At 41.8% G+C, this 25,086-nt stretch carries 24 protein-coding genes; 8 read left to right on the top strand and 16 right to left on the bottom strand.

Features of this window, described 5'->3' with window-relative positions; genetic code table 11:
* Positions 1-11: 11 nt before the first annotated feature.
* The 3 genes from J0X14_RS11670 to J0X14_RS11660 all read left to right on the top strand — a co-directional run bounded on the left by J0X14_RS11670 (position 12) and on the right by J0X14_RS11660 (position 1,890).
* Positions 12-632 carry an ExbD/TolR family protein gene (locus J0X14_RS11670; protein WP_207097953.1) on the top strand — a complete coding sequence of 207 codons (621 nt, stop codon included), beginning with the start codon at positions 12-14 and terminating at the stop codon, positions 630-632.
* A gap of 12 nt (positions 633-644) precedes the next feature.
* The gene (locus tag J0X14_RS11665) at positions 645-1,118 is read left to right on the top strand and encodes an ExbD/TolR family protein (protein WP_207097952.1); all 474 of its coding nucleotides are present in this window, start codon (positions 645-647) and stop codon (positions 1,116-1,118) included.
* A gap of 121 nt (positions 1,119-1,239) precedes the next feature.
* A complete protein-coding gene (locus J0X14_RS11660) occupies positions 1,240-1,890 on the top strand; it encodes a porin family protein (RefSeq protein ID WP_242528003.1) in 651 nt (216 codons plus the stop codon).
* Here the strand turns inward: J0X14_RS11660 and J0X14_RS11655 are convergent.
* The 6 genes from J0X14_RS11655 to pyrH all read right to left on the bottom strand — a co-directional run bounded on the left by J0X14_RS11655 (position 1,885) and on the right by pyrH (position 9,290).
* Complete coding sequence (locus tag J0X14_RS11655; RefSeq protein ID WP_207097950.1) at positions 1,885-2,487, bottom strand: hypothetical protein; 603 nt, start codon at positions 2,485-2,487, stop codon at positions 1,885-1,887. The genes J0X14_RS11660 and J0X14_RS11655 overlap by 6 nt on opposite strands.
* The gene (gene rpoN / locus J0X14_RS11650) at positions 2,487-3,944 is read right to left on the bottom strand and encodes an RNA polymerase factor sigma-54 (protein ID WP_207097949.1); all 1,458 of its coding nucleotides are present in this window, start codon (positions 3,942-3,944) and stop codon (positions 2,487-2,489) included. Before rpoN ends, J0X14_RS11655 begins: the two co-directional genes overlap by 1 nt.
* 46 nt (positions 3,945-3,990) lie before the next feature.
* Entirely contained in the window at positions 3,991-5,424 is a 1,434-nt protein-coding gene (asnS, locus tag J0X14_RS11645; protein ID WP_207098060.1) for an asparagine--tRNA ligase, read from the bottom strand.
* Between the two features lie 90 nt (positions 5,425-5,514).
* A complete protein-coding gene (locus tag J0X14_RS11640; RefSeq protein WP_207097948.1) occupies positions 5,515-7,911 on the bottom strand; it encodes an efflux RND transporter permease subunit in 2,397 nt (798 codons plus the stop codon).
* A 74-nt stretch (positions 7,912-7,985) separates the two neighbouring features.
* Positions 7,986-8,540: a ribosome recycling factor gene (frr, locus tag J0X14_RS11635; protein WP_207097947.1), complete on the bottom strand. Its 555-nt coding sequence runs from the start codon at positions 8,538-8,540 to the stop codon at positions 7,986-7,988.
* Between the two features lie 42 nt (positions 8,541-8,582).
* A complete protein-coding gene (gene pyrH, locus J0X14_RS11630) occupies positions 8,583-9,290 on the bottom strand; it encodes a UMP kinase (RefSeq protein ID WP_207097946.1) in 708 nt (235 codons plus the stop codon).
* A 188-nt stretch (positions 9,291-9,478) separates the two neighbouring features.
* On the opposite strand from pyrH, the gene J0X14_RS11625 reads away from it, so the two are divergent.
* The 4 genes from J0X14_RS11625 to J0X14_RS11610 all read left to right on the top strand — a co-directional run bounded on the left by J0X14_RS11625 (position 9,479) and on the right by J0X14_RS11610 (position 12,539).
* Entirely contained in the window at positions 9,479-10,006 is a 528-nt protein-coding gene (locus J0X14_RS11625; protein WP_207097945.1) for an RNA polymerase sigma factor, read from the top strand.
* Positions 10,003-10,800 (top strand): HEAT repeat domain-containing protein, encoded by a 798-nt coding sequence (locus J0X14_RS11620; protein ID WP_207097944.1) that lies wholly within the window; start codon positions 10,003-10,005, stop codon positions 10,798-10,800. Before J0X14_RS11625 ends, J0X14_RS11620 begins: the two co-directional genes overlap by 4 nt.
* Positions 10,801-10,862: 62 nt before the next feature.
* Positions 10,863-11,726, top strand: a complete 864-nt coding sequence (locus J0X14_RS11615) for a DUF4097 family beta strand repeat-containing protein (protein WP_207097943.1) — start codon at positions 10,863-10,865, stop codon at positions 11,724-11,726.
* Between the two features lie 12 nt (positions 11,727-11,738).
* Entirely contained in the window at positions 11,739-12,539 is an 801-nt protein-coding gene (locus J0X14_RS11610; protein ID WP_207097942.1) for a DUF4097 family beta strand repeat-containing protein, read from the top strand.
* A 69-nt stretch (positions 12,540-12,608) separates the two neighbouring features.
* Here J0X14_RS11610 and tsf read toward each other — a convergent pair whose 3' ends face one another.
* The 4 genes from tsf to rplM form a co-directional block, all read right to left on the bottom strand.
* Entirely contained in the window at positions 12,609-13,433 is an 825-nt protein-coding gene (tsf, locus tag J0X14_RS11605) for a translation elongation factor Ts (RefSeq protein WP_207097941.1), read from the bottom strand.
* A 76-nt stretch (positions 13,434-13,509) separates the two neighbouring features.
* Positions 13,510-14,685: a 30S ribosomal protein S2 gene (rpsB, locus tag J0X14_RS11600; RefSeq protein ID WP_207097940.1), complete on the bottom strand. Its 1,176-nt coding sequence runs from the start codon at positions 14,683-14,685 to the stop codon at positions 13,510-13,512.
* A gap of 210 nt (positions 14,686-14,895) precedes the next feature.
* The gene (rpsI, locus tag J0X14_RS11595) at positions 14,896-15,282 is read right to left on the bottom strand and encodes a 30S ribosomal protein S9 (protein ID WP_067746428.1); all 387 of its coding nucleotides are present in this window, start codon (positions 15,280-15,282) and stop codon (positions 14,896-14,898) included.
* A complete protein-coding gene (gene rplM, locus J0X14_RS11590; protein WP_207097939.1) occupies positions 15,283-15,738 on the bottom strand; it encodes a 50S ribosomal protein L13 in 456 nt (151 codons plus the stop codon).
* Between the two features lie 339 nt (positions 15,739-16,077).
* Here rplM and J0X14_RS11585 point away from each other — a divergent pair, with 339 nt between their 5' ends.
* Positions 16,078-18,633, top strand: coding sequence for a DUF5916 domain-containing protein (locus tag J0X14_RS11585; protein WP_207097938.1), 2,556 nt, complete (start codon positions 16,078-16,080; stop codon positions 18,631-18,633).
* 164 nt (positions 18,634-18,797) lie between these two features.
* Here the strand turns inward: J0X14_RS11585 and J0X14_RS11580 are convergent, their stop codons facing one another.
* The 6 genes from J0X14_RS11580 to hppD all read right to left on the bottom strand — a co-directional run bounded on the left by J0X14_RS11580 (position 18,798) and on the right by hppD (position 25,040).
* Positions 18,798-19,898, bottom strand: a complete 1,101-nt coding sequence (locus J0X14_RS11580; protein ID WP_207097937.1) for a pyridoxal phosphate-dependent aminotransferase — start codon at positions 19,896-19,898, stop codon at positions 18,798-18,800.
* Positions 19,899-19,921: 23 nt separating this feature from the next.
* Positions 19,922-20,347 (bottom strand): c-type cytochrome, encoded by a 426-nt coding sequence (locus J0X14_RS11575; RefSeq protein ID WP_207097936.1) that lies wholly within the window; start codon positions 20,345-20,347, stop codon positions 19,922-19,924.
* Positions 20,348-20,357: 10 nt separating this feature from the next.
* Positions 20,358-21,227 carry a flavin reductase family protein gene (locus J0X14_RS11570; protein ID WP_207097935.1) on the bottom strand — a complete coding sequence of 290 codons (870 nt, stop codon included), beginning with the start codon at positions 21,225-21,227 and terminating at the stop codon, positions 20,358-20,360.
* 144 nt (positions 21,228-21,371) lie between these two features.
* Positions 21,372-22,592, bottom strand: coding sequence for a fumarylacetoacetase (fahA, locus tag J0X14_RS11565; RefSeq protein WP_207097934.1), 1,221 nt, complete (start codon positions 22,590-22,592; stop codon positions 21,372-21,374).
* 92 nt (positions 22,593-22,684) lie between these two features.
* Positions 22,685-23,842, bottom strand: coding sequence for a homogentisate 1,2-dioxygenase (locus J0X14_RS11560; protein ID WP_207097933.1), 1,158 nt, complete (start codon positions 23,840-23,842; stop codon positions 22,685-22,687).
* Positions 23,843-23,906: 64 nt separating this feature from the next.
* Entirely contained in the window at positions 23,907-25,040 is a 1,134-nt protein-coding gene (hppD, locus tag J0X14_RS11555; RefSeq protein ID WP_207097932.1) for a 4-hydroxyphenylpyruvate dioxygenase, read from the bottom strand.
* Positions 25,041-25,086: the final 46 nt, after the last annotated feature.

Genomic DNA, 25,086 nt, shown 5'->3' with positions numbered 1-25,086 from the left:
AACATTACATTATGGACAGAGACAGAAAAATCCCAGAAGTGAATGCTGGGTCAATGGCTGATATAGCCTTCTTGTTATTGATCTTTTTCTTGGTCGCCACATCAATTGAAACCGATGTTGGCCTTGATAGAAAATTACCTCCGAACGATACAAGCCCTCCTATTCCTATAGCAGAACGTAACATTTTTAGAGTGGCCCTGAACAAGAACAATGAGCTTTTTGTTGAGGATGGAATTATGCAGCTCAAAGATTTACAGGCCGCAGCAATAGCTTTTTTGGATAATGGCGCAGGTACGATAGGCAGCAAAGAGTATTGCGATTATTGTCAAGGGGAAAGGAATGCTGAATCTTCTGAAAATCCGGATAAGGCCATTATATCCTTTAATAGTGATAGGGAAGCCTCCTATGGTATGTACGTCAGTGTGCAAAACGAACTTACTTCGGCATACAATACGTTGAGAAATAGAGAAGCCGTTAGGCTTTTTAATCAAGACTATGTAAGTATGGAAAAGGCCTATTATGCTCCAGAAACAGCAGTTGAAGCCAAGATTTCTTTAAAAAAGAACATTGAACAGATACGGCAAATGTTTCCTATGAAACTTATAGAGGCAGAAACACATAAAAAAGGTTAAAAGAAGCGCGATATGAAAAATTCAAGAGAAACCAGAAAAGAAATACCGGCTATTTCAACAGCATCTTTGCCAGATATTGTTTTTATGATACTGTTCTTTTTTATGACCGTTACCACTATAAAAACCAATCCGCTTTTGGTCGACAATAATTTACCAAAAGCAGATCAAGTCAAGAACTTGGAAAAGAAAGATAGAGTCATTGAAATCTTTGTGGGAAAACCGTCCCAAGAATTGGCTAAAACGTTTGGTAATGAACCAAAAATCCAGCTGGATAATAGGTTGGCAAATGTAAATGAAGTGGGTCCTTATGTGCTGGCCGAACTGGCCAAAAAACCGGATGCCATTAGAAATTTGGTCACTGTTTCATTAAAAGTGGACAAGGATGTAAACGTGGGTATCGTTTCGGACATTAAACAAGAGCTTCGAAAAATCAATACCCTTAAGGTCAATTATACCACGTATCAGGGCAACTCTTTGGAAAACTAAGAAATAATACAACTTAGATTGAGCTTGAGACAATCCAAATGTGTAATTTGGATTGTTTCTTATTTTTGGTACTAGTTCAATGAGGTGTTTTTTTATCTTTTTTATTTTCTGCGTATTCAGTTTGTCACAGCTGTTTTCTCAAGCAGTAGAGGAGGAAGTATCAGTTGATTCAAATTATCTCGAAGACCAATTTTATATTGGTTTCGGGTATAATGTTTTGCTGAATAAGCCTACCGATGCTGTGCAGCGGAATCTGTCCTTTAATCTGCAGGCAGGTTTTATTAAGGATATCCCATTGAATACAAGAAGAAACTTTGGTATAGGGATTGGCTTAGGGTATGCTGTGAATTCATATTACAGCAGTATAGTTGCCTCTGAAGTAGGCAATGCTATTGCATATGAAGTACGTAGCACATCAGATTTCAATAGAAGTAAGTTGGAAACCCACGCCTTGGAAATCCCTTTTGAATTTAGATGGAGAACTTCTACGGCCGAAGATTACAGTTTTTGGCGAATTTATGCCGGCGCCAAATTGGGCTATGTCTTTTCAGGAAGGTCACGAACGGTGACCGATGCTGAAAAAATGGTATTTTCCAACCCAGACATCCAAGATTTACAATATGGGCTTATCCTCAGTTTTGGCTATAATACCTGGAACGTACATGCTTATTACGGTCTAAACCCCTTATTAAAGGAAGGTACAAGTCTAGAGACCGGGGAGTCATTGGATTTGAAGGTTTTACGTATAGGAGTTATTTTCTACATCCTATAACCAATATTTCAAAATAATCAATTGTGAGCAGCAACCTACAAGGAACCCAATAAAGAGTTCGGCTTTGTTATGAGCTTTAAGGTACAATCGAGATGTGGTTACCAATCCTGTAAAAAGTACAAAAATGCTAATGGCAAGGGTAATATTCACTTCAAAATGAATGCTGAGTCCAACCATAAACATTAAAATGCTACCCATACCCAATAGATGCATGCTGGTCTTAAACTTTAGGAAAAGAAGAATAAGAGCGGTTGCAGTGGCTGTTAAGAGTCCCGTAAAAAAGTAAAATAGCTCGTGTACGTAGTTATTTGGAATAACCTTGTACAAGATCATCAAAAACAAGATGCAACTGATGTAAAGCGGGTATTTGCGTTCCTCTAGGGTAGGCAGAAAAATGGAGTGTATGACCCCAAGATTCTTCAAGATCAGGAAAAAGATGATGGGGATGATTACGGTCAAGATAAAAATGGGGAGGATGTTGCCACTTTGCGTCTCAAGGGTGCTATACGGAGCAATGATGAAGTAGAGGATGGTACCACCAAAGGGAATGAACAAAGGGTGAAAGAGATAGGATACAATGTTGAAGAAATGGCGCATCAGATTTCCTTTCTTAGCCTGGCAACGGGAATTCCCAATTGTTCCCGGTACTTGGCCACGGTTCTCCGTGCTATGGGGTAGCCACGTTCTTTCAGAATTTTGGCCAGCTTATCGTCCGTTAATGGCTTTCGCTTTTCCTCATCCTTGATAACAGTTTCCAATATCTTCTTGATCTCTTTTGTGGACACATCCTCGCCTTGTTCATTTTTCATGGCTTCAGAGAAGTAATCCTTTATGAGTTTGGTGCCATAAGGGGTGTCTACATATTTGCTGTTGGCCACTCTGGATACGGTGGAGACATCCATGTCGATTTCATCCGCTATGTCCTTTAAGATCATGGGGCGCAATTTTCGCTCATCGCCAGTCATAAAGTACTCCTCCTGATAGTTCATGATGGCATTCATGGTAATGTACAAGGTCTGTTGACGTTGTTTTATGGCATCGATGAACCATTTGGCTGCATCCAACTTTTGTTTGATAAAGAGTACAGTATCCTTTTGCGACTTGGATTTTTCCTTGGCATTTTTGTACCCCTGCAACATATTGTTGTATTCCTTGGAAACATGCAATTCTGGAGCGTTTCTACCATTAAGGGTGAGGTCGAGTTCCCCATCCACAATTTTAATGGAGAAATCTGGGACAATATGTTCTATCATTCGGGTATTGCCCGAATACGAACCCCCAGGTTTGGGGTTCAGCCGTTCTATTTCGGAAATAGCCTCTTTGAGTTCTTCTTCACTGATGTGGTATTTTTGAATGAGCTTGGCATAATGTTTTTTAGTGAATTGATCAAAGGACTTCTGTAAAATGGTTATGGCCAATTCTACGGAAGGTTTCTGTTCCTTTCGTTTTAGCTGAATAATCAAACATTCATCCAATGATCGGGCTCCCACACCGGGAGGATCCAACTCCTGCACCACCTTAAGGACAGACTCAATTTTTTTCTCCTCTACATAAATGTTTTGGGTAAAAGCCAAATCGTCCATGATATCCGTAATGGGTCTTCGGATATAACCACTTTCATCCACACTACCTACCAAAAATTCGGCGATGGCCCATTCTTCATCATCCAGATATACCGTGTTAAGTTGGTTGATTAAATATTGATTAAAGGATATTCCAGCAGCATAAGGAATGCTCTTTTCATCATCATCCGGGCTATAGTTGCTGGTCTGGGTCCTGTAATCCGGGACTTCGTCATCACTTAGATAATCATCTATATTGATGTCCTCAGCGGAAATGGTCTCGTTGTCTGTAGAATCATCATAGGCGTCCTCGTAGGTATCATCCATAGTCTCGCTCTCCGCCTTTCCACTTTCCAGTGCAGGATTGTCTTCCAACTCCTGTTTTAAGCGCTGTTCAAAAGCCTGGGTAGGCAATTGAATGAGCTTCATGAGCTGAATCTGCTGTGGAGACAGTTTTTGGGAAAGCTTAAACTGTAGATGTTGTTTCAGCATACAGATTGATTTACAATCGTCTTACTTATAAAATTAAGAAAACCAATTAAAACTCAGCATTCTGGGGTGATCTAGGGTAGGGGATTACGTCCCTGATGTTGCCCATGCCTGTTGTAAATTGGACCATTCGCTCAAAGCCAAGTCCAAATCCACTGTGCACTGCGGTACCAAAACGTCTAAGATCCAAATACCACCAGAGTTCTTTTTCGTCAATGTCCAGTTCCTTTATTTTTTGTTGAAGCACTTCCAAACGCTCTTCACGTTGGGAACCTCCCACAATCTCTCCGATGCCTGGGAACAGGACATCCATGGCCCGAACGGTTTTTCCGTCCTCGTTCAAGCGCATATAAAATGCCTTGATGTTGGCCGGATAATCAAAAAGGATAACCGGACATTTAAAGTGCTTTTCCACTAAAAAGCGTTCGTGTTCGCTCTGTAGGTCAGCACCCCATTCATCAATGGGATATTGAAATTTTTTCTTCTTGTTGGGTTTGCTGTTTCGCAATATTTCAATGGCTTCGGTATAAGTGACCCGCTTAAAGTTGTTCTCTACCACAAACTTTAGTTTCTCTGTCAAGCTCATCTCGGAACGCTCATTTTGAGGTTTGGTTTTTTCCTCATCCAGCAAACGTTTCTCTAAAAATTCAAGATCATCTTTACAATTGTCCAGTACGTATTGAATGATGGACTTGATGAAATCTTCGGCCAAATCCATATTGGCATCCAAATCATAAAAGGCCATTTCGGGTTCAATCATCCAAAATTCAGCCAAATGTCGAGAGGTATTGGAGTTTTCCGCCCTAAACGTGGGGCCAAAAGTGTACACCTTACCCAAGCCCATGGCATAGGTCTCGGCCTCTAACTGACCAGAAACGGTTAGGTTGGTCTCCTTGCCAAAAAAATCTTCAGAATAATCCACATTACCTTTTTCATCAAGAGGAGGGTTTTTGGTGTCCAAAGTGGTCACTTGGAACATCTCTCCTGCACCTTCGGCATCAGAACCGGTAATGATCGGGGCGTGGAAATAATAAAATCCATTTTGCTGAAAATAGCTGTGGATGGCAAAAGACAACGCAGAACGTACCCGCATAATTGCCGAGAACGTATTTGTCCTCACCCGTAAATGGGCTTTTTCCCTTAGAAATTCCAAAGAATGCTTTTTAGGCTGAATGGGGTAGGTTTCTGGATCGGCAGTGCCATGTACAAAGATATCCGAAGCCTGAATCTCCACACTTTGGCCTTTTCCCTGACTTTCTTCCAGCGTACCCGATATTTTTAGGGCAGCACCAGTATTGATTTGTTTGAGTATGGCATCATCCAAATTTTCAAAATCCACAACACATTGAATATTGTGTATGGTTGAGCCATCGTTTAAGGCAATAAATCGGTTACTCCTAAATGTCTTTACCCATCCATTTACTTCAACAGGTTCTCCTACGGGCTGCTTTTCCAGCAATTCTTTTATGGAATAAGATCTCATCGTCAAGCTATCGTAATTTAGGCGGTAAAGATAGGTTTTTGATAAAAAACGAGGGCAATGGAATCGCCATATTTATAGCCGTTCCGCAGATTATTTATCCTTGATGGAATCTTCTTCTTTGGGTAAAATATCGATTTGTGGTTTTTTAAGGACTTGTTTGTTGGCAATACTTCTTTCCAAAGAAAGGAGTAGGGATGGCAACAAAATCAAATTGGAGAGCATGGCAAAGAGAAGGGTTGCGGATACCAATCCCCCTAATGCCTTGGTGCCTCCAAAACTGGAAATGATGAAGACCGAAAACCCAAAGAAAAGAACAATGGAAGTGTAGAACATACTCACCCCGGTTTCTCGTAATGCGGCATACACCGATCTTTTGATATGCCATTTATGTGCGGCAAGTTCTTGCCTATATTTTGCCAAAAAGTGAATGGTATCATCCACCGAAATTCCGAAAGCAATGCTAAAGACCAAAATGGTGGATGGTTTTATCGGTACGCCCAAATATCCCATGACTCCTGCTGTGATCACGAGTGGGAGCAAGTTGGGGACCAAGGAAATGATTACCATTCGGAAGGAACGGAACAAATAGGCCATGAAAAGGGAAATCAATCCAATGGCCAAGGCCAAAGATAGCAGTAGGTTTTTGACCAAATACTTGGTGCCTTTTAAAAATAGCAGCGCCTTCCCGGTCATAAAAACCTTGAATCGCTCCGAAGGAAAAAACTTATCGATGGCCTGTTGTACATCCTGTTCAATTTCCTCCATGCGGTCTATTTTAACATCGCGCATATAGGTGGTCAAACGGGCTGTTTGCCCAGTACTGTCCACAAAACTTTTTAGAAGATCACCATCGCTGGATGATTTTCGGGCCACATCCATAATGAATGTGTTTTCCTGTGAAGTGGGTAATTGGTAGTATTTTGGGATTCCGTTGTAAAAGGCCTGTTTGGAATATTTGATCAAATCCACCACTGATAACGGTCTTGACAATTCCGGGATTTCATTGATGACCGTTCCCAATTGGTCCATACGTTTTAGCGTAGCGGGTTTAATGACTCCGTTTTTTCGTTCGGTATCCACTACAATTTCCATGGGCATGATGCCATCAAATTCTTGTTCAAAAAAGCGGATGTCCTTAAAAAAGTGGGTGTTTTTGGGTAGGTCTTCAATCCGACTTCCGGTAATTTTTATTTGATAAATACCAATTATGCTCAATACCAATACTGCAACAGTAACAATATAAACAGCTATTCTATGGTTCCGAACGATGCTTTCCATCCGATTCACAAAAAAGTCAATCCACCTTTTGTTGAGATGCTTTAAGTGCTTGGTCTTCGGAAGCGGCATAAAACTGTAGATGATGGGAATGATCAACAGGGAAAGGATAAAAATCCCCACAATGTTGATGGAGGCCACAATACCAAATTCTTTGAGTAAATCACTATCCAAAATAATAAAGGTGGCAAATCCGGAAGCTGTGGTGATATTGGTCATTAGGGTGGCATTCCCAATCTTTGAAATGACGCGCTGTAGTGAAAGTGCTTGGTTTCCGTGCTTTTTGACCTCTTGTTGGTATTTATTTATGAGAAAGATGCAATTGGGAATCCCAATAACAATGATCAGAGGTGGAATCAAAGCAGTTAGAATGGTAATCTCGTATTGCAACAATCCCAGGAATCCGAAGGCCCACATTACACCAATAATGACCACACACATGGAAATAAATGTGGCCCTAAAACTTCTAAAGAAAAAGAAGAAGATGAGTGAGGTGACCAAAAGGGCGGCTACGATAAAAATTCCTATTTCATCCACAATGGATTTGGTGTTCCATGTTCGGATGTAGGGCATTCCAGAAACATGGACATCCAGTTGGGTCTCTTCCTCAAAACCTTTCACCAAATCACCAAGATCATTCAGTATAAAGTCATTTCGGACATTGGTGCTCATGATATCCTTGTCCAAATAAGCAACAGTCTGAATGGTGCCGCTTTTAGGATTGTAGACCAAATTATCGTAAAAGGGAAGCTCGTTGAAGAGATGATTTACAAGGGTGTCCACCTCTTGTTTGGTGGCAGGAGGGTTTTTGATGAAGGGTTCCATGACAAAAGCTTGCGCTTCATTGTCTTTGACCAAAACCCTGAGATTATCCGTGGATACTACAAAATCAATTTCAGGAAAGGCCTCCAGTTGTTTGCTAAGCTTGTTCCAACGGTTAAAGTTTTCGGGAGTGAACAAGGCAGAATCCCGAACAGCAATGACAATGGCATTGCCCTCTTCGCCAAATACTTTGGTAAAGGCCTTGTATTCAATGGTGGCAGGGTGATCATCGGGTAGAATATTGGCTTCGGTATTGGAAAACTGCATGTTTTTCCACTGAAGCGCCAGAAAAACTGTGAACCCGGCAATGGCAATGAGAATTAAAATTCTATTGCGAAGAATAATGCGTGCGACCTTTGGCCAAAATCCTTTAGTGAGCTTTGCTACCATTTGGGTTTTGTTGGGCGCAAAGGTAGAAAATGATCGGCTGTGTTCCTAGGAAACGCAAGAATCAATTGGGGGTTTTACACCTTCATGATTTCAGCCTCCTTGTTGGCTAAAATGGCATCTATTTTTTTGCTGTAGGAATCGGTAAGTTCCTGTACATCCACTTCGGCATTGCTCAACAAATCTTCGGAAATATCCAAAGCTTTAAGTTCTTTATTGGCATCTTGTCGTGCACTTCGAACACTCACTTTGGCATCTTCAGCCTCTGCTTTGGCTTGTTTTACCAATTGTACACGTCGTTCCTCGGTCAATGGGGGGACGTTGATAATCACCATTTCACCATTGTTCATGGGATTGAAGCCTAAGTTGGCGTTCATGATGGCCGTTTCAATCTCTCCCAAAAGATTTTTTTCCCAAGGTTGCACCGAAATAGTTCGTGCATCTGGGGTATTGATGTTGGATACTTGGGATAATGGAGTCTGGGAGCCATAATATTCCACCATTACCGTGGAGAGCATCATTGGACTTGCTTTTCCAGCACGAATTTTAATCAGCGCTTTTTCCAAATGGGAAATGCTCGCATCCATACCTTCTTTGGTGGTGTCCAAAATAAATTTAACCTCTTCGTCCATAATTTTTAAATTTTATAATCCAAAATCAAAGCGTGTGCCAATCTAAATATTGACCACGGTTCCAATATTTTCACCGGAAACTATTTTCATAAGATTACCCCTTGTGTTCATATCAAAAACAACAATGGGCAGCTCGTTTTCTTGACTAAGTGTAAAGGCAGTGGTGTCCATAACCTTAAGCCCTTTTGAAAGTACCTCCTTAAAGGAAAGCGAATCAAACTTGGTGGCATTTTTGTCCTTTTCGGGGTCGGAAGTGTAGATACCATCCACCCGGGTACCTTTTAAGATAACATCGGCATTGATTTCAATAGCTCGCAATACCGCAGCAGAATCTGTTGTAAAATAAGGGTTGCCGGTGCCACCACCAAAAATTACGACTCTTCCTTTTTCCAAATGGCGAACTGCTCTTCTTCGGATGAAAGGTTCGGCCACTTCATTAATTTTGATGGCAGACTGCAAACGGGTCTCAACCCCTTGGTGCTCCAATGCACTTTGCAAAGCCAAACCATTGATTACCGTGGCCAACATACCCATGTGGTCTCCTTGAACACGGTCCATTCCCTGGCTGGTTCCCGAAAGACCCCTAAAAATATTTCCGCCGCCAATTACTATGGCCACTTCAACACCTTTGTCCACAACGGATTTGATGTCTTCGGCATATTCCGCCAATCGTTTGGCATCAATGCCGTATTGCTGTTCGCCCATGAGTGCTTCACCACTAAGTTTTAACAGAATTCTTTTGTATTGCATTGAGGGTGTCTTGAAGTTCGGACAAAAATAATCAAAATTATTTATGGGAAACCATTGAAAAATGGACAGGACTTCGAATCAGTTGCACAAAAAATCCCTACATTCTGTAACCTTTTTAAAAAACTACAGTATATCCTCCAGTAGACCAAAAGACCAAGGAATTGCAAAACCTAACCGACAACACTTTAATGATGCAAGTAAGAGATGGGGACTTGGACAAGTTGGGCTTGCTCTATGAGCGACATAAGAAAAGGCTATTCGGATTTTTCTACAATTTGGGCAATAATCCATCAGTTAGTGAGGACTTGGTGCAAAATGTTTTTATGCGCATACTGAAGTATAGAAAGTCCTATTCGGGGGAAGGTTCTTTTGCGGCATGGATGTTTCAAATGGCGAGGAATGTCAATTACGATTATCATAAAAAAGTGTCCAAGTCAGGAATTTCAAGAGGAGTTGCTCCCGAAGACGCCAATGCAGGTTCAGAAGATAGTCTGAATGAATCCTTGGAGCAACAGGGTAATACGTTCTTGGTGAAAAAGGCACTTAATCTTTTGCCTACTGACAAAAAGGAAATATTGCTGTTGAGCAAATACAGGGAATTGAAATTCCATGAAATTGGGGAGATTTTGGGCTGCACGGAAGGGGCAGCCAAGGTGAGGGTGCACAGGGCACTAAAGGATTTAAGAACCATTTTTTTACAATTGGAAACAAGATGATGGATCAAGAAAAGTTTGAAATACGGGCGATGGATTTTATGAGCGGGACAATGTCACCCGTGGAGGCCAAAGACTTTGAAAAGTTTCTTGCCGAGAATCCAGAATATAACGAGCAATATAAAGACTTGCTGGTTACATGGGAAATGATGGAAAATCTAGACGCTCCAGAAATTTCATCGCAAATGGATGAAGCTTTCTTTTCCATGCTTTCTGATGAGAAGGAAAGAAACAAGAAGAAGGAAACCAAAAATCCATTTTGGGGTGGGATTTTCACGGTGTTCAGGCCGCAACTGGCATACGGGATTCTTCTGTTGGCAATAGGGTTGGGAATGGGGTATTATTTGAGTTCTTCCCAACAACCTAAACCTATTGAAACTACTGTTTCCAATGCCGAAACTGAGGAAGTACGCCAAAAATTGGTCTTGACGCTCTTGGAACAACCTTCGGCCAATCAGCGATTACAGGGCGTAAGTGAGGCCAACAAATTTGAGAATGCCGATGAAATTGTAATCCAGGCGCTTTTACAAACCTTGAACAATGATTCCAATGTGAATGTTCGGTTGGCCGCCATTGAATCTTTGACCAATTATGTGGATAACCCTGTGGTGCGCCAAGGGTTGGTGCAGTCCATACCCAACCAAGAGTCGCCCATTTTACAGATAACCTTGGCCAATCTCATGGTGGCCTTGCAGGAAAAAGCATCGGTTGAACCCTTCAAACAATTACTGAAGGAAAAGGAATTGGACACCACTGTGAAGAAGCGCATTGAGAGTAGTATAGAATCAATCATATAGTTTATTTATCAATCTACCCTAAAGGGTAAAAATCAAATTACGAACAGTTAAATTTTAGAAAGATGAAACAGTTAGTTATGATGGCGTGTCTGTGCCTGTGGGTATGGTCGCCAAGTGTAAGAGCACAGCAAAAGGAATTTAAGGAGACCATCAGCAAGGAACTTTCGTTCAGTAATACCACAGATAATACGGTTGTGGTGAAGAATGTATTTGGTTCAATAAATGTTGAAGGTTATCAGGGGGACAAAGTTCTCGTGGAAGTGGAGCGCAAGATCACAGCAGACAATTCGCAAGATTTGGAACTGGGGAAAAAGGAATTGCAGTTGAAAATCATTCAAGAGGACAATAGGATCATTTTTCATCCGGATGCACCTTACATTAATTTTAAAGTTGATGGACTTCGTTACAGTTGGTGCAACAACAATCAGAATGTTCCGTATGATCATGCCCTGACCTTCAACTTGAAGGTTCCCCATTCAGTTCAAGTTAATGTTAGCACAGTCAATAATGGTGTAATCGATGTGGAAAATATCAGAAGTAAATCCATTGTTGCCGAAAATATCAATGGAGGCATCACCCTCAACAATATTTCTGGAAAGACCTGGGTGAGCTGTATCAACGGTCCTGTGGATATTTCCTATGCGGAAAATCCCAAGGAGGAATCCGTGTATCATACCATAAATGGAGATATTACAATTGCTTACCAGAAAGCACTTTCGGCCAATATAACTTTTAAAAGTATGAATGGGGAAATGTATACCGATTTTGATATTAATAAACAGTTTGTGAAAACTATTAAAAATACGGGTGATACAGGAAAACCAAAACATAAGTTTGAAGCCAATCCAGTGGTACAAATTGGAGGTGGGCAAGTGGATTTTGATATAGAAACCTTGAATGGGGATGTATTCATTAAAAAAATATAAGCGATGAGAGCAATGAAAACAATGTTTATAGTAATGCTACTTCTTGTGGCAAATGCAGTGGTAGGGCAACAAAAAGAAATAGATTTATTCACGGTACCATTGAGTAATCCAAGCAAAGCTGGAAAGTTGGAGCTAGACCAAATTAGTGGTTCCATATCGGTAACGGGCTATGAAGGCAAGGAAGTGATTGTAAAAGTTTTGGTGATGGATGGCGACAACTCATCCAACAGCACCAAAAATGGAATGAAGCGTGTTGGTAGTTCTGGATTGAATATCAGTGCTGAGGAAAGCAATAATGTGGTGCGGATTAATAATGAAGCCTGGAATCGGAAAACGGATTTTGAGATTAAGGTACCCTACAATTTTTCGTTGAAATTGGAAACTGTTAATAATGGTAGTATAAAGGTCAGTGGAGTGGCCGGGGATTTGGAAATCAGTAATGTAAACGGAAGCATCACTCTTGAAAATGTGGAAGGTGCGGTTTCAGCAGATACCACCAATGGCGCTGTAAAGGTTGATTTTAAGGCGATTGACAATTCAGCCAATATGGTTTTCAGCAGTTTTAATGGTGATGTGGAGGTGACTTTCCCAAAATCGCTTAAGGCAGATGTAAAGGCGAAATCCGATATGGGTGATGTATATACTGATTTTGATATGACCCTTGCCGAAAGCAAACCTGAAGTGGATAAAAAACAAGGCTCGGGACGATACAAAGTGACTATGGAGCAATGGGTGAGGGGTAAAATCAATGGCGGTGGCCCTGAATTGTTGTTCAAGACCTTCAATGGCGATATCTTGATAAGATCTAAATAAGGAGGAAGATTAACAAATAAAAAAAGCACCTTGAAAAAGGTGCTTTTTTTTATAAATGATATTTGGAGTTTAACCCAAGGCTACTCTTTTAAATCCAGTAACTTCCAAGCTGGAATCTACAGATTTAACGTATTGGGCAACACTCTGCTTGCTATCCTTGATGAAATCTTGGTTTACCAAAGTGTTGTCTTTGAAGAAACGCTTTAATTTACCTTTAGCGATGTTGTCCAACATTTCCTCTGGTTTTCCTTCTTGACGCAATTGGTCTTTTGCAATTTCAATCTCTTTATCAATCACAGATTGATCAACACCTTCTTCGTTCAAGGCAACAGGATTCATAGCAGCAGCTTGCATGGCAACATCTTTTGCAGCTTCAGCGGCACCATCTACATTGGCAGACAATCCAACCAAAGTGGCAATTTTGTTTCCAGCATGGATGTACGAACCAACAAAAGGAGCGCTCAATTTCTCAAAGCTGGCAATCTCAATTTTTTCTCCGATAACACCAGTTTGCTCAGTCAATTTTTCAGCTACGGTCATGCCATTGAAAGAAGCGGCAAGAAAATCATCCTTGCTGTCAAAACCCAAAGCCAGATCAGCCAAATCGTTGGCCAAATTCACAAAACTTTCGTTTTTAGCAACAAAGTCAGTCTCACAGTTCAATGAGATGATAACACCTTGGGTGCTATTGTCATTCACTTTTGCGATGGCCGCACCTTCAGAAGAATCTCTATCAGCTCTGTTGGCTGCAACTTTTTGACCTTTCTTTCTTAGAATTTCAATTGCTTTGTCAAAATCACCTTCAGCCTCAACCAAAGCTTTTTTACAATCCATCATTCCAGCTCCGGTGGTCTGTCTCAATTTATTTACCTCAGCGGCGGTAATCTTTACCATTTTTTATGCTTTTTAAAATTTATGTAAAATAAAACACTATTAAGGTGTTTCGTTTTAGGACAATGTTAAATCAATCTTAGGCTTCAACCCCACCTTTGGCGTTGTCTTGCCATTCTTTTAATTCATCCCACTTGCCATCAGCGGCCATTTTAGCCTGTTTTGGCCAAGATGTTGGATCTAAATGAGCCAAATTTGAACTAGCCTCGGTCAAAACTTCCTTGATTTTTTCAGGATCAGCTTTTGCCAATTTAGCGTAGGTTTCAATACCACTGCTCACGATAGCTTCAGCTGCTTTGGGTCCAATACCTTCAACTTTGGTCAAGTCGTCTGCTTTAACAGCTTCCTCTTTTTTAGCAGGCTCAGCGGGTTTTTCAGCTTCTTCCTCTTTCTTTTCTACGGCCTTTTCTTCTTTTTTGGCTGCAGGTTTTTCCTCTTTCCTAGGTGCTGGCTTTGCTTTCTTAGGTGCTTTTTTCTCAGCTACGTCATCATCATCGTCATCAGAAACAACAGCTTTTGCTACTACTTCCTCCTCTTCATCTTCTTTGTCGTTCTGCTTGTCATTTTTACGCTCAGCCAAACCTTCAGCAACGGCTTTGGTCACTTCTTCCAAGATAGCCTCGATGGATTTTCCAGCATCATCATTGGCAGGAATCACAAAATCGATGGGTCTTGGATCTGAGTTGGTATCGACCATGGCAAAAATTGGAATGTTCAATTTTTGGGCCTCTTTTACGGCGATGTGCTCACGCATGGTATCCACAATAAAGATAGCGCCAGGCAAACGGGTCATATCGGCGATAGAGCCCAAGTTTTTGTCCAATTTTGCACGAAGACGGTCAACCTGTAATCTTTCCTTTTTGGAAAGGGTGTTGAACGTACCGTCTTTTTTCATACGGTCAATAGCAGCCATTTTCTTAACCGCTTTACGGATAGTGACAAAGTTGGTCAACATACCACCAGGCCATCTTTCAGTGATGTATGGCATGTTCACTTTGGATACTTTGTCAGCAACAATGTCCTTAGCTTGTTTTTTTGTGGCTACAAAAAGGATTTTTCGTCCAGAAGCAGCAATTTTTTTAAGGGCCTCGTTGGCTTCCTCAAGTTTTGCTACCGTTTTGTAAAGGTTGATAACGTGGATACCGTTACGCTCCATGTAGATGTAGGGAGCCATGTTGGGGTTCCACTTTCGTGTTAGGTGTCCAAAATGCACACCTGCTTCCAGTAAGTCTTTTACTTCAATTTTACTTGCCATTTCTTGTACTTAGTTTACGTTCCGTTGTAGTAGCAATGGGTTGGTGGTCACTTACGTTCGCCCAGCCCATTTAGATGCTAAACTAAATTCCAAAAAGTCGAATTGTTTTTCCTTTTTGGAACAACGACAACTTGGTTAAAAATTTAACCCTGAAATAGGTTTCCAGGGTTTTCAATGAACTTATATAGTGGTGCCAAAGACACCGAAATATTAACGTTTGGAGAACTGGAATTTCTTACGGGCTTTCTTCTGTCCGAATTTCTTACGTTCCACCATTCTTGGATCCCTGGTCAATAGACCTTCGGGTTTAAGAACAGCTCTGTTCTCAGCATCGATTTCACACATTGCTCTGGACAATGCCAATCGAATTGCTTCTGCCTGACCTGTGATACCACCTCCGTAAACGTTAACTTTTACATCGTAAGCATCTTCAGTTTCAGTCAAGGTAAAAGCTTGTTTTACCTTATATTGTAGTGTGCCAGTGGTAAAGTACTCATTCAAGTCTCTTTTGTTGATGGTGATGTTTCCTTTTCCTTCAGAAACATATACCCGTGCCACAGCAGTTTTTCTTCTACCTATCTTATGAACCACTTCCATTTATTTGTAGTCGTTTAAGTTGATTGCTTTTGGTTTTTGTGCTTCTTGACCATGTTCAGCACCAGCATATACCTTTAGATTTCTAAAAAGGTCGGCACCCAATTTATTTTTGGGCAACATCCCTTTTACAGAATTTTCAATGATACGCTCTGGGTGTTTGGCCAAAACCTCCTTGGCGGTAGCGGAACGCTGCCCACCTGGATAACCTGTATATCGAAGATATTCCTTATCGTCCCACTTGTTGCCGGATAGACTTATTTTCTCGGCATTAATGATTATCACATTATCACCGCAATCTACATGGGGAGTAAAATTGGTCTTGTATTTTCCCCTAAGCAACTTGGCTACTTTTGACGCCAATCTTCCCAAAGTCTGTCCTTCAGCATCAACCAATAACCATTGCTTGTCAACGGTAGCTTTATTGGCGGAAATAGTCTTATAACTTAATGTGTCCACTTCTCTAAAAATATTGATTTAATAACCTATCCCGATAAACGGGCTGCAAATGTACAATTATTAGATTGAATTACAAACGGTTGATTGGGAATATTTTTTCTCTTTTTTCATTTGAGCTTCCAGCAGCCAAAATTAAGGCCCCGACCTTTGGCTGTCCTGTTAAAAAAAACCTAAAAAAAGACATACATGTAACAGTTTGCTATTTTGCTGGTCTATCAATTACATCAATCAATCAACAACGAACCAGTGAAGCAACTCTGCCTTTTTCTCACTTGCCTCCTTTTTTCCGTATTTATCCAAGCCCAGGATTCCACCAATGTAGTTCCCAAAAAAATATATATGACCCAGTCTTTGGGTTCGGAACCTGCCCCTGTTATTGATGGAATGTTGAATGACCCTGCTTGGGATTTGGTACAGTGGGGCGACAATTTTATTGAGCAACGACCCGATGAGAACACGCCTCCCGCCCAACAAACCGCATTTAAAATACTGTATGATGAGAAATCTCTTTATGTGGGTGTGCGCTGTTTTGATACCGAACCGGAGAAAATTGTAAGGCGCTTGTCCAGACGTGATGGCTTTGATGGCGATTGGATAGGGATTTTCATAGATAGTTATCACGATAAGCGGACGTCATTTGGATTCATTGTTACGGCAGCAGGGGTTAAGGGCGATGTGTTTGGCTCCAACAATGGTCAAGAGGATGACAGCTGGAATCCCATTTGGTATGTAAAGACCCGTACTGATGAAGAGGGGTGGACTGCTGAAATGCGAATACCGCTCAGCCAGATTAAATTTGGGCGGGCGGAAGATCAAGTATGGGGGTTGCAATTTATGCGGCGGTATTTCAGGAATGAGGAGCGCTCGGTTTGGCAACGCCTTCCGCGTGATGTTGCCGGCTGGACGAGTGAGTTTGGGGAGTTGCATGGACTAAAAAATATGGAACCCCAACGCCAATTGGAAATCCAACCCTATACCGTGGCCAAGACCGAAACCTATGAAGCAGAGGAAGGAAATCCTTTTGAGGATGGTAGTGAAAGCGATATTACCGTGGGTTTGGATGCCAAAATTGGAATCACCAATGACCTAACTCTCGATTTAACCGTCAACCCAGATTTTGGTCAGGTGGATGCCGACCCATCCGCCATTGCCTTGGATGGATTTCAGATTTTCTTTCAAGAGCGACGTCCATTTTTTGTGGAGAACAAGAACATTTTCGATTTTAATGTATCCCAATCCGAAGCAGGCAACACCTTCGGCTCAGACAATATTTTTTATTCTAGGAGAATTGGAAGGAGTCCGCAAGGCTATCCAGATACGAATGACGGTGAATTTGTGGACCAACCGGATAATACGCCTATCATTGGTGCGGCCAAATTCAGTGGAAAGACCAAAAATGGTTGGGCCATTGGGGTTCTGGAAAGCGTTACCGCCCAACGAACGGCCACCATCGTCTCAGATAATGGAGGTCCAAGAAAAGAAATGGTGGAACCCTTGACCAATTATTTTGTGGGAAGGCTCCAAAAAGATTTTAATGATCGAAACTCTTATATAGGTGGAATTTTCACGGCTACCAATCGAGAACAACTCCCTGAGGAGCTAAATTTTCTCCACAAGTCGGCGTTTACGGGTGGAATCGATTTTAAACATCAATGGAACAACAGGGACTGGTATTTTGAAGGGAATTTCAATTTCAGTCATGTAACAGGAAGTGAAGAAGCCATCCAGAACACCCAAGAATCCATTACGCATTTGTTCAATCGGGTGGATGCCGATTATTTGGAGTTGGACCCAAATCGAACTTCTTTAACGGGTACCGCAGGGAATCTTCAAATCGGGAAACTGGGAAAAGGCAATTTTCGATTTGAAAGCGGGGCCACTTGGCGTTCCCCAGAGTTGGAATTGAACGATATTGGTTTTCAACGGCAATCTGATGATATTCGACACTACACCTGGATTGGATATCGAACCCTAAAACCTGATAATACTTTTCGGCAGATAGGGATTAATTACAACCATTGGACGGCATGGGATTTTGGCGGCAACCATAATTATACGCAGTTCAATACCAATAGCTGGCAAAATTGGAAAGGGAATTGGTTCACCAATATTGGATTTAATTATGCCCCTATTGACTACTCCAACTTTGCCTTGCGGGGCGGCCCACGATTACGACAATCTCCCTGGGTAAGTTTTTGGAACAATACGGAAACGGATAATCGGAAAAAACTACGATTTGCTTTCTTCCATAATGGGAGAAAAGCCTTGGACAATTCGTACAAATCCTATTATATGGAGGGAGGAATCACCTACCAACCCATAAATGCATTGCGGGTTTCGGTATTTCCGTCCCTGAACATCAACAACGATAAGCTTCAGTTTATAGATAATTTGGATGATGTCAATGGCTCGCCACGATATCTTAATGGGGAGATAGACCAACGGACCTTGAGCATGTCAGTTCGGTTGAATTATACCATAAATCCTAATTTAACCATTCAATATTGGGGGCAACCTTTTATTTCCCGTGGACGATATTCCAATTTTAAGCACATCACCAATCCAACCGAAAAAGTATTTGAGGACAGGTTTGTGACTTATGGGACTGACCAAGTTTCATTGGCCGATGGGGTATATTCAGTGGATGAGGACATGAACGGTGTGCAAGACTTTAGTTTTGATGATCCCGATTTCTCTTTTGTGCAATTCCGCTCCAATTTGGTAATCCGGTGGGAGTATATTCCAGGTTCTGAAATATTTTTGGTTTGGTCCCAAGATGTGTCTCGGGATGGAGACCCAACCAATGGCCTTTTACCTAGTTTAGGCGACAATATTTTTGGCCAAAAACCGCAGAATATCTTTCTGTTGAAGGCAACCTATCGATTTGTGCTTTAATTGTCATTCCTGCGAAAGCAAGAATCCAAATAATCTAATCGTCAGTTCGAGTGTTTTCCTTTAGGAAAATGTATCGAGAACTGGTTTTGGGAGAATGAAATTCTAATTCTCGATATAATTTTTTCGTTTTTTACATCAAAAATCATTCGAATTGACGAATTTCTTTAATGTTGCATAATTTTCCGCAACGCCTTGACCAAAGCGGCATTCGCCTCAGCATTACCTATGGTAACCCGTACCTTACCGGGAGCGCCAAATTGAGAGACGGGTCTCACCATAATCCCTTCATCCATCATCTTGTCCGTGAATTCCATTTCGGGTAAAGGAGGGTCGATGATAAAAAAGTTGGCCTGGGTTGGCCAATATTGAATTCCCAATTCGTCAAATGCTTGGGCGAGGTATTCCCGACCTTCCAAAACCGTTTTTACGGTTTGAGCAATAAATTCGGTATCATTTAAGGCTCCAATGGCCGCTTCCATGGAAGTCAAGGGCAATAAAAACGGTTTTTGAATCAAGCGGATATAGTTGGCGATGGTTGCTGTAGTGTAGCAATAGCCAATCCGCTGTCCGGCCAAACCATAGGTTTTTGAAAAACTATTGAGTCCGATCACATTATGACCTTGCTCAACATAAGGTAATGCGGTGACATAATCCTCGGCATCCGCAAAATGACGATAGACTTCATCAAAAACGATAACAATGTTTTTGGGAACTCGATTGAAAAAATCATCCAACACCGGTTTAGGAATATAGGTGCCTGTTGGGTTGTTGGGGCTGGTCAAAAAGATGATTTTCGTTCGTTCTGTAATGGCATTCAAGATGCCCTCCACGTCCAAATCGTAATGGGGAGCCAAAAGAGGAACATCCACCTGATTGGCACCGTACCAACGTGAGAAAACCGAATAAGGCAAAAAACAGGGATTGGAATAGATGACCTCATCCCCTTCATTGATAAAGGCCCTTAAAATCATATCAATGACTTCAGAGCCACTGTTCCCCGTGATAAATTGCTCGGCAGATAGTTGTTCATCAAAATCTTTGACCAAAGCCTCACGCAATCGCATATCCGTTTGATCGGGATACAGGTCTATCCGGTCTGCAGCTGCTTTAACAGCTGCCTTGGCTTTGGGCGAAGCCCCCAATGGATTTTCATTGGAAGAGAGCTTATAGATTTTTTTATCCGAAGGCGGGATGTTTTTTCCACCTTGATATACCTCTTTGGGAACCAAATGGGGTTTAAAGATGGATTGGATTTCTTTTTTCATTTTTTACGGAAACCTTTGATGCTCTATTTTAAATATTCAATTAGGCTTTTTAAATCTTGTTTCGAATAGTTGAAGTTGTGGTTGTTCGGTTGATTTCCCCATTCTTTTTTGATAGCTAAGGCTAACTTGTCTTTATTTTCAATTAGAGAATCTTGTTTTGTTAAGTAGAGAATTAGATATTCTTCACCCATTTTATTGACTACATTACCTAAATAATTGTGGAGCTTGTTTTTGGTGACATGGCATTTTCCACAATCTCTTAAAAAAATATTTAAACCATTTTCAAATTCAGATGTTCGTTCCGCATCCTTTGACACCAATGGCTGATATTCAACCTTCTCGGAGTCAAAGATTTTAACGCCATTGACTTTTAATATCCAAATAAGTATTGTAGTTCCTGTTAGGAGAATTAAGATGAATCCAATAATAATCTTTTTTAGATTTTTCATCTTTTGTTTTCTACAAGCTCTCCCCAAACAACAAATACGCCATCGCCTTTTCTGTATCGCCCTCTTCCAATAGTTGTTGGGCCAAGGTATGTAATTCGGTCTTGGAGGCATTTAGCAAACTTTCCTTTTCAATAATCGCTTTAATTTCCTTGGTAGAAGGCACACCTTCCAAATTTCCCAATCGGCCTAAATTATTTCCTGTGAGAATCTCGCTTTCCCGAATGCCCTTAGGCAATGCATCCACTCCAATTCCGTGGGTGCGGAGAGGCTTTGGGACTTCAAACAGGGATTCTTTAATGGCCCGGATATACCAATTACCACCCATTCGACCTACCAAATCCAATTTTTCGGTGTCAAGTACACCATCTGTAAAATAAGCTTCATTCACATGGATGAGTTCCACCTTTACAATAATGAGATTACCCGCTCCTGGGGTCTGGGCCAATTCAATGACCTCCATCACAGAACACTCAAAAGAAACTGGAGCCTCACCTACGCGCGGTGGTTTCACTTTTTCACTGGGGACTTGGGTAAACCCTGCTTTTCCAAACTCGTTCACTCCTTTGTCATAGGCCGTACTGGAAAGCGACATTTGCTCCACCATGTCATGGTTCACAATATTGATGGTCACTTCAGGTACTTCCACGATATTTTCATGGGTGTGTTTTAGGGAATTATCCCGACCACTTCGGGATGGCGAAAAAATCATTACCGGCGGATTGGAACTGAACACATTAAAAAAACTGAAGGGACTCAGGTTAACGTTCCCTTCTTTGTCCACCGTACTGGCAAAACAAATGGGCCGTGGTGCCACAGCCGTCAATAGAATACTATGAAGTTCGGGTTGGGATACTTGGTTAGGGTCTATGGTTTTGATCATTAAGTTAGTTTTTGTCATTCCTGCGAAGGCAGGAATCTATCTTATTGTTAGCTTAGCCGATTGGACTAATTCGAAGTCACGATTCTAGATTCAGTAGCTTCGACTACCTGCCCGTCCGGCAGGCGGGCGCTCAGCTACCAGAAATTATTTAGCGGGTAACACTTTCGTCGTTACCTCGCCAAATCCAACCCGAATATCGCCATTTTTAGCGTAACCCCGAAGCGTAACCGTATCTCCATCATGGATAAATTTTCGTTCCGAACCATCCTTCATTGTAACCGGTTTGGTACCCATCCAAGCCAATTCCAGCATGGAGCCGTAACTTTTCTCATCTTTCCCGGAAATGGTCCCGGAAGCCATCACATCGCCCACATTGATGTTACAACCATTGACCGTATGATGGGCCAGTTGTTGGGCCATGTTCCAATACATGTGTTTAAAGTTGCTATGGCAAACTGTAGTTTCTTCACTTCCCTCTGGAGTGATGCCCACTTCTAAGTTAATGTCGTAATTTTTATCCCCTGGATATTCCAAATAGAGGAGCACTTTGGGTTCTTGTTTGGGCCCAGCTACTCGGAAAGGTTCCAGAGCCTCCAAGGTCACAATCCAAGGAGAAATGGAAGACGCAAAATTCTTCGCCAAAAAGGGTCCTAACGGCACGTATTCCCATTTTTGAATATCTCGGGCGGACCAATCGTTGAACAGTACCAAACCAAAAATATAATCCTCAGCTTCGGCAGTGGAAACGGAATCCCCCAAGTTCGTGTCTTTTCCGCAGACTAATCCCATTTCCAATTCAAAATCCAGGCGTTGGGTAGGACCAAAAACAGGCGCATCGGCATCTTTAGGCAAAGTCTGTCCTTTAGGGCGATGGATAGGTTGTCCGCTTACAATAATTGAGCTTGCCCTACCATGATACCCCACGGGAATGTGCTTCCAGTTGGGCAAAAGGGCATTTTCGGGGTCGCGGAACATTTTGCCCACATTGGTGGCGTGCTCTATGCTGGAATAAAAATCGGTATAGTCCCCAATTTGGATGGGCATGTGCATCCGGGCATCGGATTGTTTTACAAAAAGTTTTGGTTTCCCAGCTAGCTCGGATGTATCATCCTTGAGCCAGTACTGAATCTTTTTCCGTACTCGGGATGTAATTTCTTTTCCCAATGAAATAAAATCGTTGAGCGTATCCTTTTCCAAGACTGCTGTATTGAAATCAAATACATCCAGTTCGGCAACGGCAGCCAAATCCAAAATATGGTCACCCACAGCGACGCCTACACGAGGACTTCTGTCTTCGGTGGAAAAAATCCCAAAGGGAATATTATGAATTGAAAAATCTGAATTTTCAGGTATGTTTATGATCATGTTTTATTTAGATGTTAGATATGAGTAGTTAGAAGTTAGATAGTTTGAATTGATAATGTCTTATTTCTATAATCTAACGTCTACTTACTTGATTACTCTACCCAAGAGCTATAATATTTGCCATCATCAATCTTGAGGGCATTTTCAGTAACTTTTAGGGGTTTGAACGTGTCTATCATCACGGCCAACTCTTCTGTTACTTTTTTCCCGATACTGGCCTCGTAGGTTCCGGGGTGTGGGCCATGTGGAATTCCAGCTGGGTGCAGTGAAATGTACCCTGGACCAATTCCCGTCCGACTCATAAAATCACCATCCACATAATACAGCACTTCATCAGAATCTATATTGGAGTGGTTGTAGGGTGCCGGAATGGCCTTGGGATGATAATCGTACAGCCTTGGGCAGAACGAACAGATGACAAAGGCACCCGTCTCAAAGGTTTGATGTACTGGTGGCGGTTGATGTACACGTCCCGTAATGGGTTCAAAATTATGGATGGAAAATCCGTAGGGAAAGTTGTAACCGTCCCAACCCACTACATCAAACGGGTGCGTGGCATAAACGAGTTGGTGCAGCATACCCTGCTTTTTGATTTTCATCAAAAACTCACCTTTTTCGTCATGAGCCTCCAAATCCTGTGGCAATTTATAGTCCCGCTCACAGAAAGGAGAGTGCTCCAACAATTGCCCGAACCAATTTCGGTACCGTTTTGGGGTGTAAATAGGATGGAAGGACTCGGCATACAAAATGCGGTTGTCCTCCGTATTAAATTCAATCTGATAGATCATCCCTCTTGGAATAATGAGATAATCCCCATATTCAAAAGGAATATTGCCCAAAAAGGTTTTTAACGTTCCAGACCCTTTGTGGATAAAGAGCATCTCATCCGCATCGGCATTTTTATAGAAATATCCAGTGATGGATTCTTTGGGAGCTGCTAAACCTATGTGAACATCATTGTTCACCAAAAGGGGTTCACGGGCCTCCAAGAAGTCATCTTTGGGTTGAACATCAAAACCAATCAATTTTCTACTGGTGATGTTCTTGTCCACTGCAATTTTGGGGCTAACATCCAAGGCTTTTCCAATTTCCTTCACCTGTGTAGGGCGATGGATATGGTAGAGCAGGGATGACATCCCATCAAAACCAATGGTTCCAAAAAGCTGTTCGTAATAGAGACCGCCATTGGGTTTTTCAAATTGGGTATGCCGTTTTTGCGGAATTTTCCCGAGATTGTGGTAAATAGGCATGGTGTTACGTTTAAGTTCAAATTCAAGAATCAAGTGCAAGCTCAAAAACTATGAACCACCAATGTTAATGCAAAGTGCCTCGAAGTTCTTGCTCGCGTTCTATGGCTTCGAACAGTGCTTTAAAGTTACCTTTTCCAAATGATTGTGCGCCCTTTCTTTGTATAATTTCGAAGAACATGGTGGGTCTGGGCTCCACAGGTCTGGTGAAAATCTGAAGCAGATAGCCTTCATCATCACGATCTACCAAGATGCCCAACTCTTTCAAGGGAGCAATATCCTCATCAATTTCTCCCACACGGTCAGTTACGGCTTCATAATAGGTTTCAGGTACACGCAAGAATTCTATACCACGACTCTTCAAATCGCGGACGGTTTTGATAATGTCATCCGTAGCTACGGCAATGTGTTGAATGCCTTCGCCTTCGTAAAAATCCAAATATTCCTCAACCTGCGATTTTTTCTTGCCTTCGGCTGGTTCATTGATGGGGAATTTGATGCGTCCGTTGCCGTTGCTCATCACCTTGCTCATCAAAGCGGTGTACTCAGTAGAAATGTCCTTGTCATCAAACGAAAGGATGTTTTTGAAACCCAATACATCTTCATAAAAATTGACCCAGTGGTTCATTTTGTTCCAACCCACATTGCCTACCATATGATCTACATATTTTAGGCCGGTAGAGGTAGGATTGTAATCTGGGGTTTCCCATTTTTTGAACCCGGGAAGAAAAACGCCTTCATAATCTTTTCGTTCCACAAAAATATGGACCGTCTCACCGTAGGTGTAGATTCCAGAACGAACCACTTTTCCGGTTGAGTCCTCTTCCACTTTGGGTTCCATATAAGATTTGGCACCTCTTTCCATAGCGGCATTGTAGGCATAGGTGGCATCATCCACCCAAAGGGCCACGACTTTTACGCCATCGCCATGGGAATCGATATGTTTGCCGATTTCAGTACCACTTTTAAGGGGAGAGGTCAGAACCAAGCGAATTTTATCCTGTACCACCACATAACTTTCGCGGTCTTTAAGGCCTGTCTCCAATCCAGCGTAGGCTAAGGACTGAAATCCAAAAGCAGTCTTGTAGAAATGCGCCGCTTGTTTGGAGTTGCCTACGTAAAGTTCAATGTAATCTGTACCATTAATGGGCATAAAATCCTGCGCTTTGCCCGATGATTTTGGAAGTGTTGCTGTTTCCATATTTGCGTATTTTTTATGTGCTGAGTTTATATTGTTGCTAATGCAA

The sequence above is a fragment of the Allomuricauda sp. CAU 1633 genome (assembly GCF_017313225.1).
Classification (GTDB): Bacteria; Bacteroidota; Bacteroidia; order Flavobacteriales; family Flavobacteriaceae; genus Flagellimonas.
Note: the sequence above shows the minus strand (reverse complement) of the source record. Positions and strands in the feature narration are given on the sequence as shown.

Excerpts from the sequence above, each read along its gene's own strand:
- J0X14_RS11670 (WP_207097953.1), top strand. The coding sequence starts at position 12 with ATGGACAGAGACAGAAAAATCCCAGAAGTGAATGCTGGGTCAATGGCT.
- J0X14_RS11665 (WP_207097952.1), top strand. The coding sequence starts at position 645 with ATGAAAAATTCAAGAGAAACCAGAAAAGAAATACCGGCTATTTCAACA.
- J0X14_RS11655 (WP_207097950.1), bottom strand. The coding sequence starts at position 2,487 with ATGCGCCATTTCTTCAACATTGTATCCTATCTCTTTCACCCTTTGTTC.
- rpoN (WP_207097949.1), bottom strand. The coding sequence starts at position 3,944 with ATGCTGAAACAACATCTACAGTTTAAGCTTTCCCAAAAACTGTCTCCA.
- asnS (WP_207098060.1), bottom strand. The coding sequence starts at position 5,424 with ATGAGATCTTATTCCATAAAAGAATTGCTGGAAAAGCAGCCCGTAGGA.
- J0X14_RS11640 (WP_207097948.1), bottom strand. The coding sequence starts at position 7,911 with ATGGTAGCAAAGCTCACTAAAGGATTTTGGCCAAAGGTCGCACGCATT.
- frr (WP_207097947.1), bottom strand. The coding sequence starts at position 8,540 with ATGGACGAAGAGGTTAAATTTATTTTGGACACCACCAAAGAAGGTATG.
- pyrH (WP_207097946.1), bottom strand. The coding sequence starts at position 9,290 with ATGCAATACAAAAGAATTCTGTTAAAACTTAGTGGTGAAGCACTCATG.
- J0X14_RS11625 (WP_207097945.1), top strand. The coding sequence starts at position 9,479 with ATGATGCAAGTAAGAGATGGGGACTTGGACAAGTTGGGCTTGCTCTAT.
- J0X14_RS11620 (WP_207097944.1), top strand. The coding sequence starts at position 10,003 with ATGATGGATCAAGAAAAGTTTGAAATACGGGCGATGGATTTTATGAGC.
- J0X14_RS11615 (WP_207097943.1), top strand. The coding sequence starts at position 10,863 with ATGAAACAGTTAGTTATGATGGCGTGTCTGTGCCTGTGGGTATGGTCG.
- J0X14_RS11610 (WP_207097942.1), top strand. The coding sequence starts at position 11,739 with ATGAAAACAATGTTTATAGTAATGCTACTTCTTGTGGCAAATGCAGTG.
- tsf (WP_207097941.1), bottom strand. The coding sequence starts at position 13,433 with ATGGTAAAGATTACCGCCGCTGAGGTAAATAAATTGAGACAGACCACC.
- rpsB (WP_207097940.1), bottom strand. The coding sequence starts at position 14,685 with ATGGCAAGTAAAATTGAAGTAAAAGACTTACTGGAAGCAGGTGTGCAT.
- rpsI (WP_067746428.1), bottom strand. The coding sequence starts at position 15,282 with ATGGAAGTGGTTCATAAGATAGGTAGAAGAAAAACTGCTGTGGCACGG.
- J0X14_RS11585 (WP_207097938.1), top strand. The coding sequence starts at position 16,078 with ATGACCCAGTCTTTGGGTTCGGAACCTGCCCCTGTTATTGATGGAATG.
- J0X14_RS11580 (WP_207097937.1), bottom strand. The coding sequence starts at position 19,898 with ATGAAAAAAGAAATCCAATCCATCTTTAAACCCCATTTGGTTCCCAAA.
- J0X14_RS11575 (WP_207097936.1), bottom strand. The coding sequence starts at position 20,347 with ATGAAAAATCTAAAAAAGATTATTATTGGATTCATCTTAATTCTCCTA.
- J0X14_RS11570 (WP_207097935.1), bottom strand. The coding sequence starts at position 21,227 with ATGATCAAAACCATAGACCCTAACCAAGTATCCCAACCCGAACTTCAT.
- fahA (WP_207097934.1), bottom strand. The coding sequence starts at position 22,592 with ATGATCATAAACATACCTGAAAATTCAGATTTTTCAATTCATAATATT.
- J0X14_RS11560 (WP_207097933.1), bottom strand. The coding sequence starts at position 23,842 with ATGCCTATTTACCACAATCTCGGGAAAATTCCGCAAAAACGGCATACC.
- hppD (WP_207097932.1), bottom strand. The coding sequence starts at position 25,040 with ATGGAAACAGCAACACTTCCAAAATCATCGGGCAAAGCGCAGGATTTT.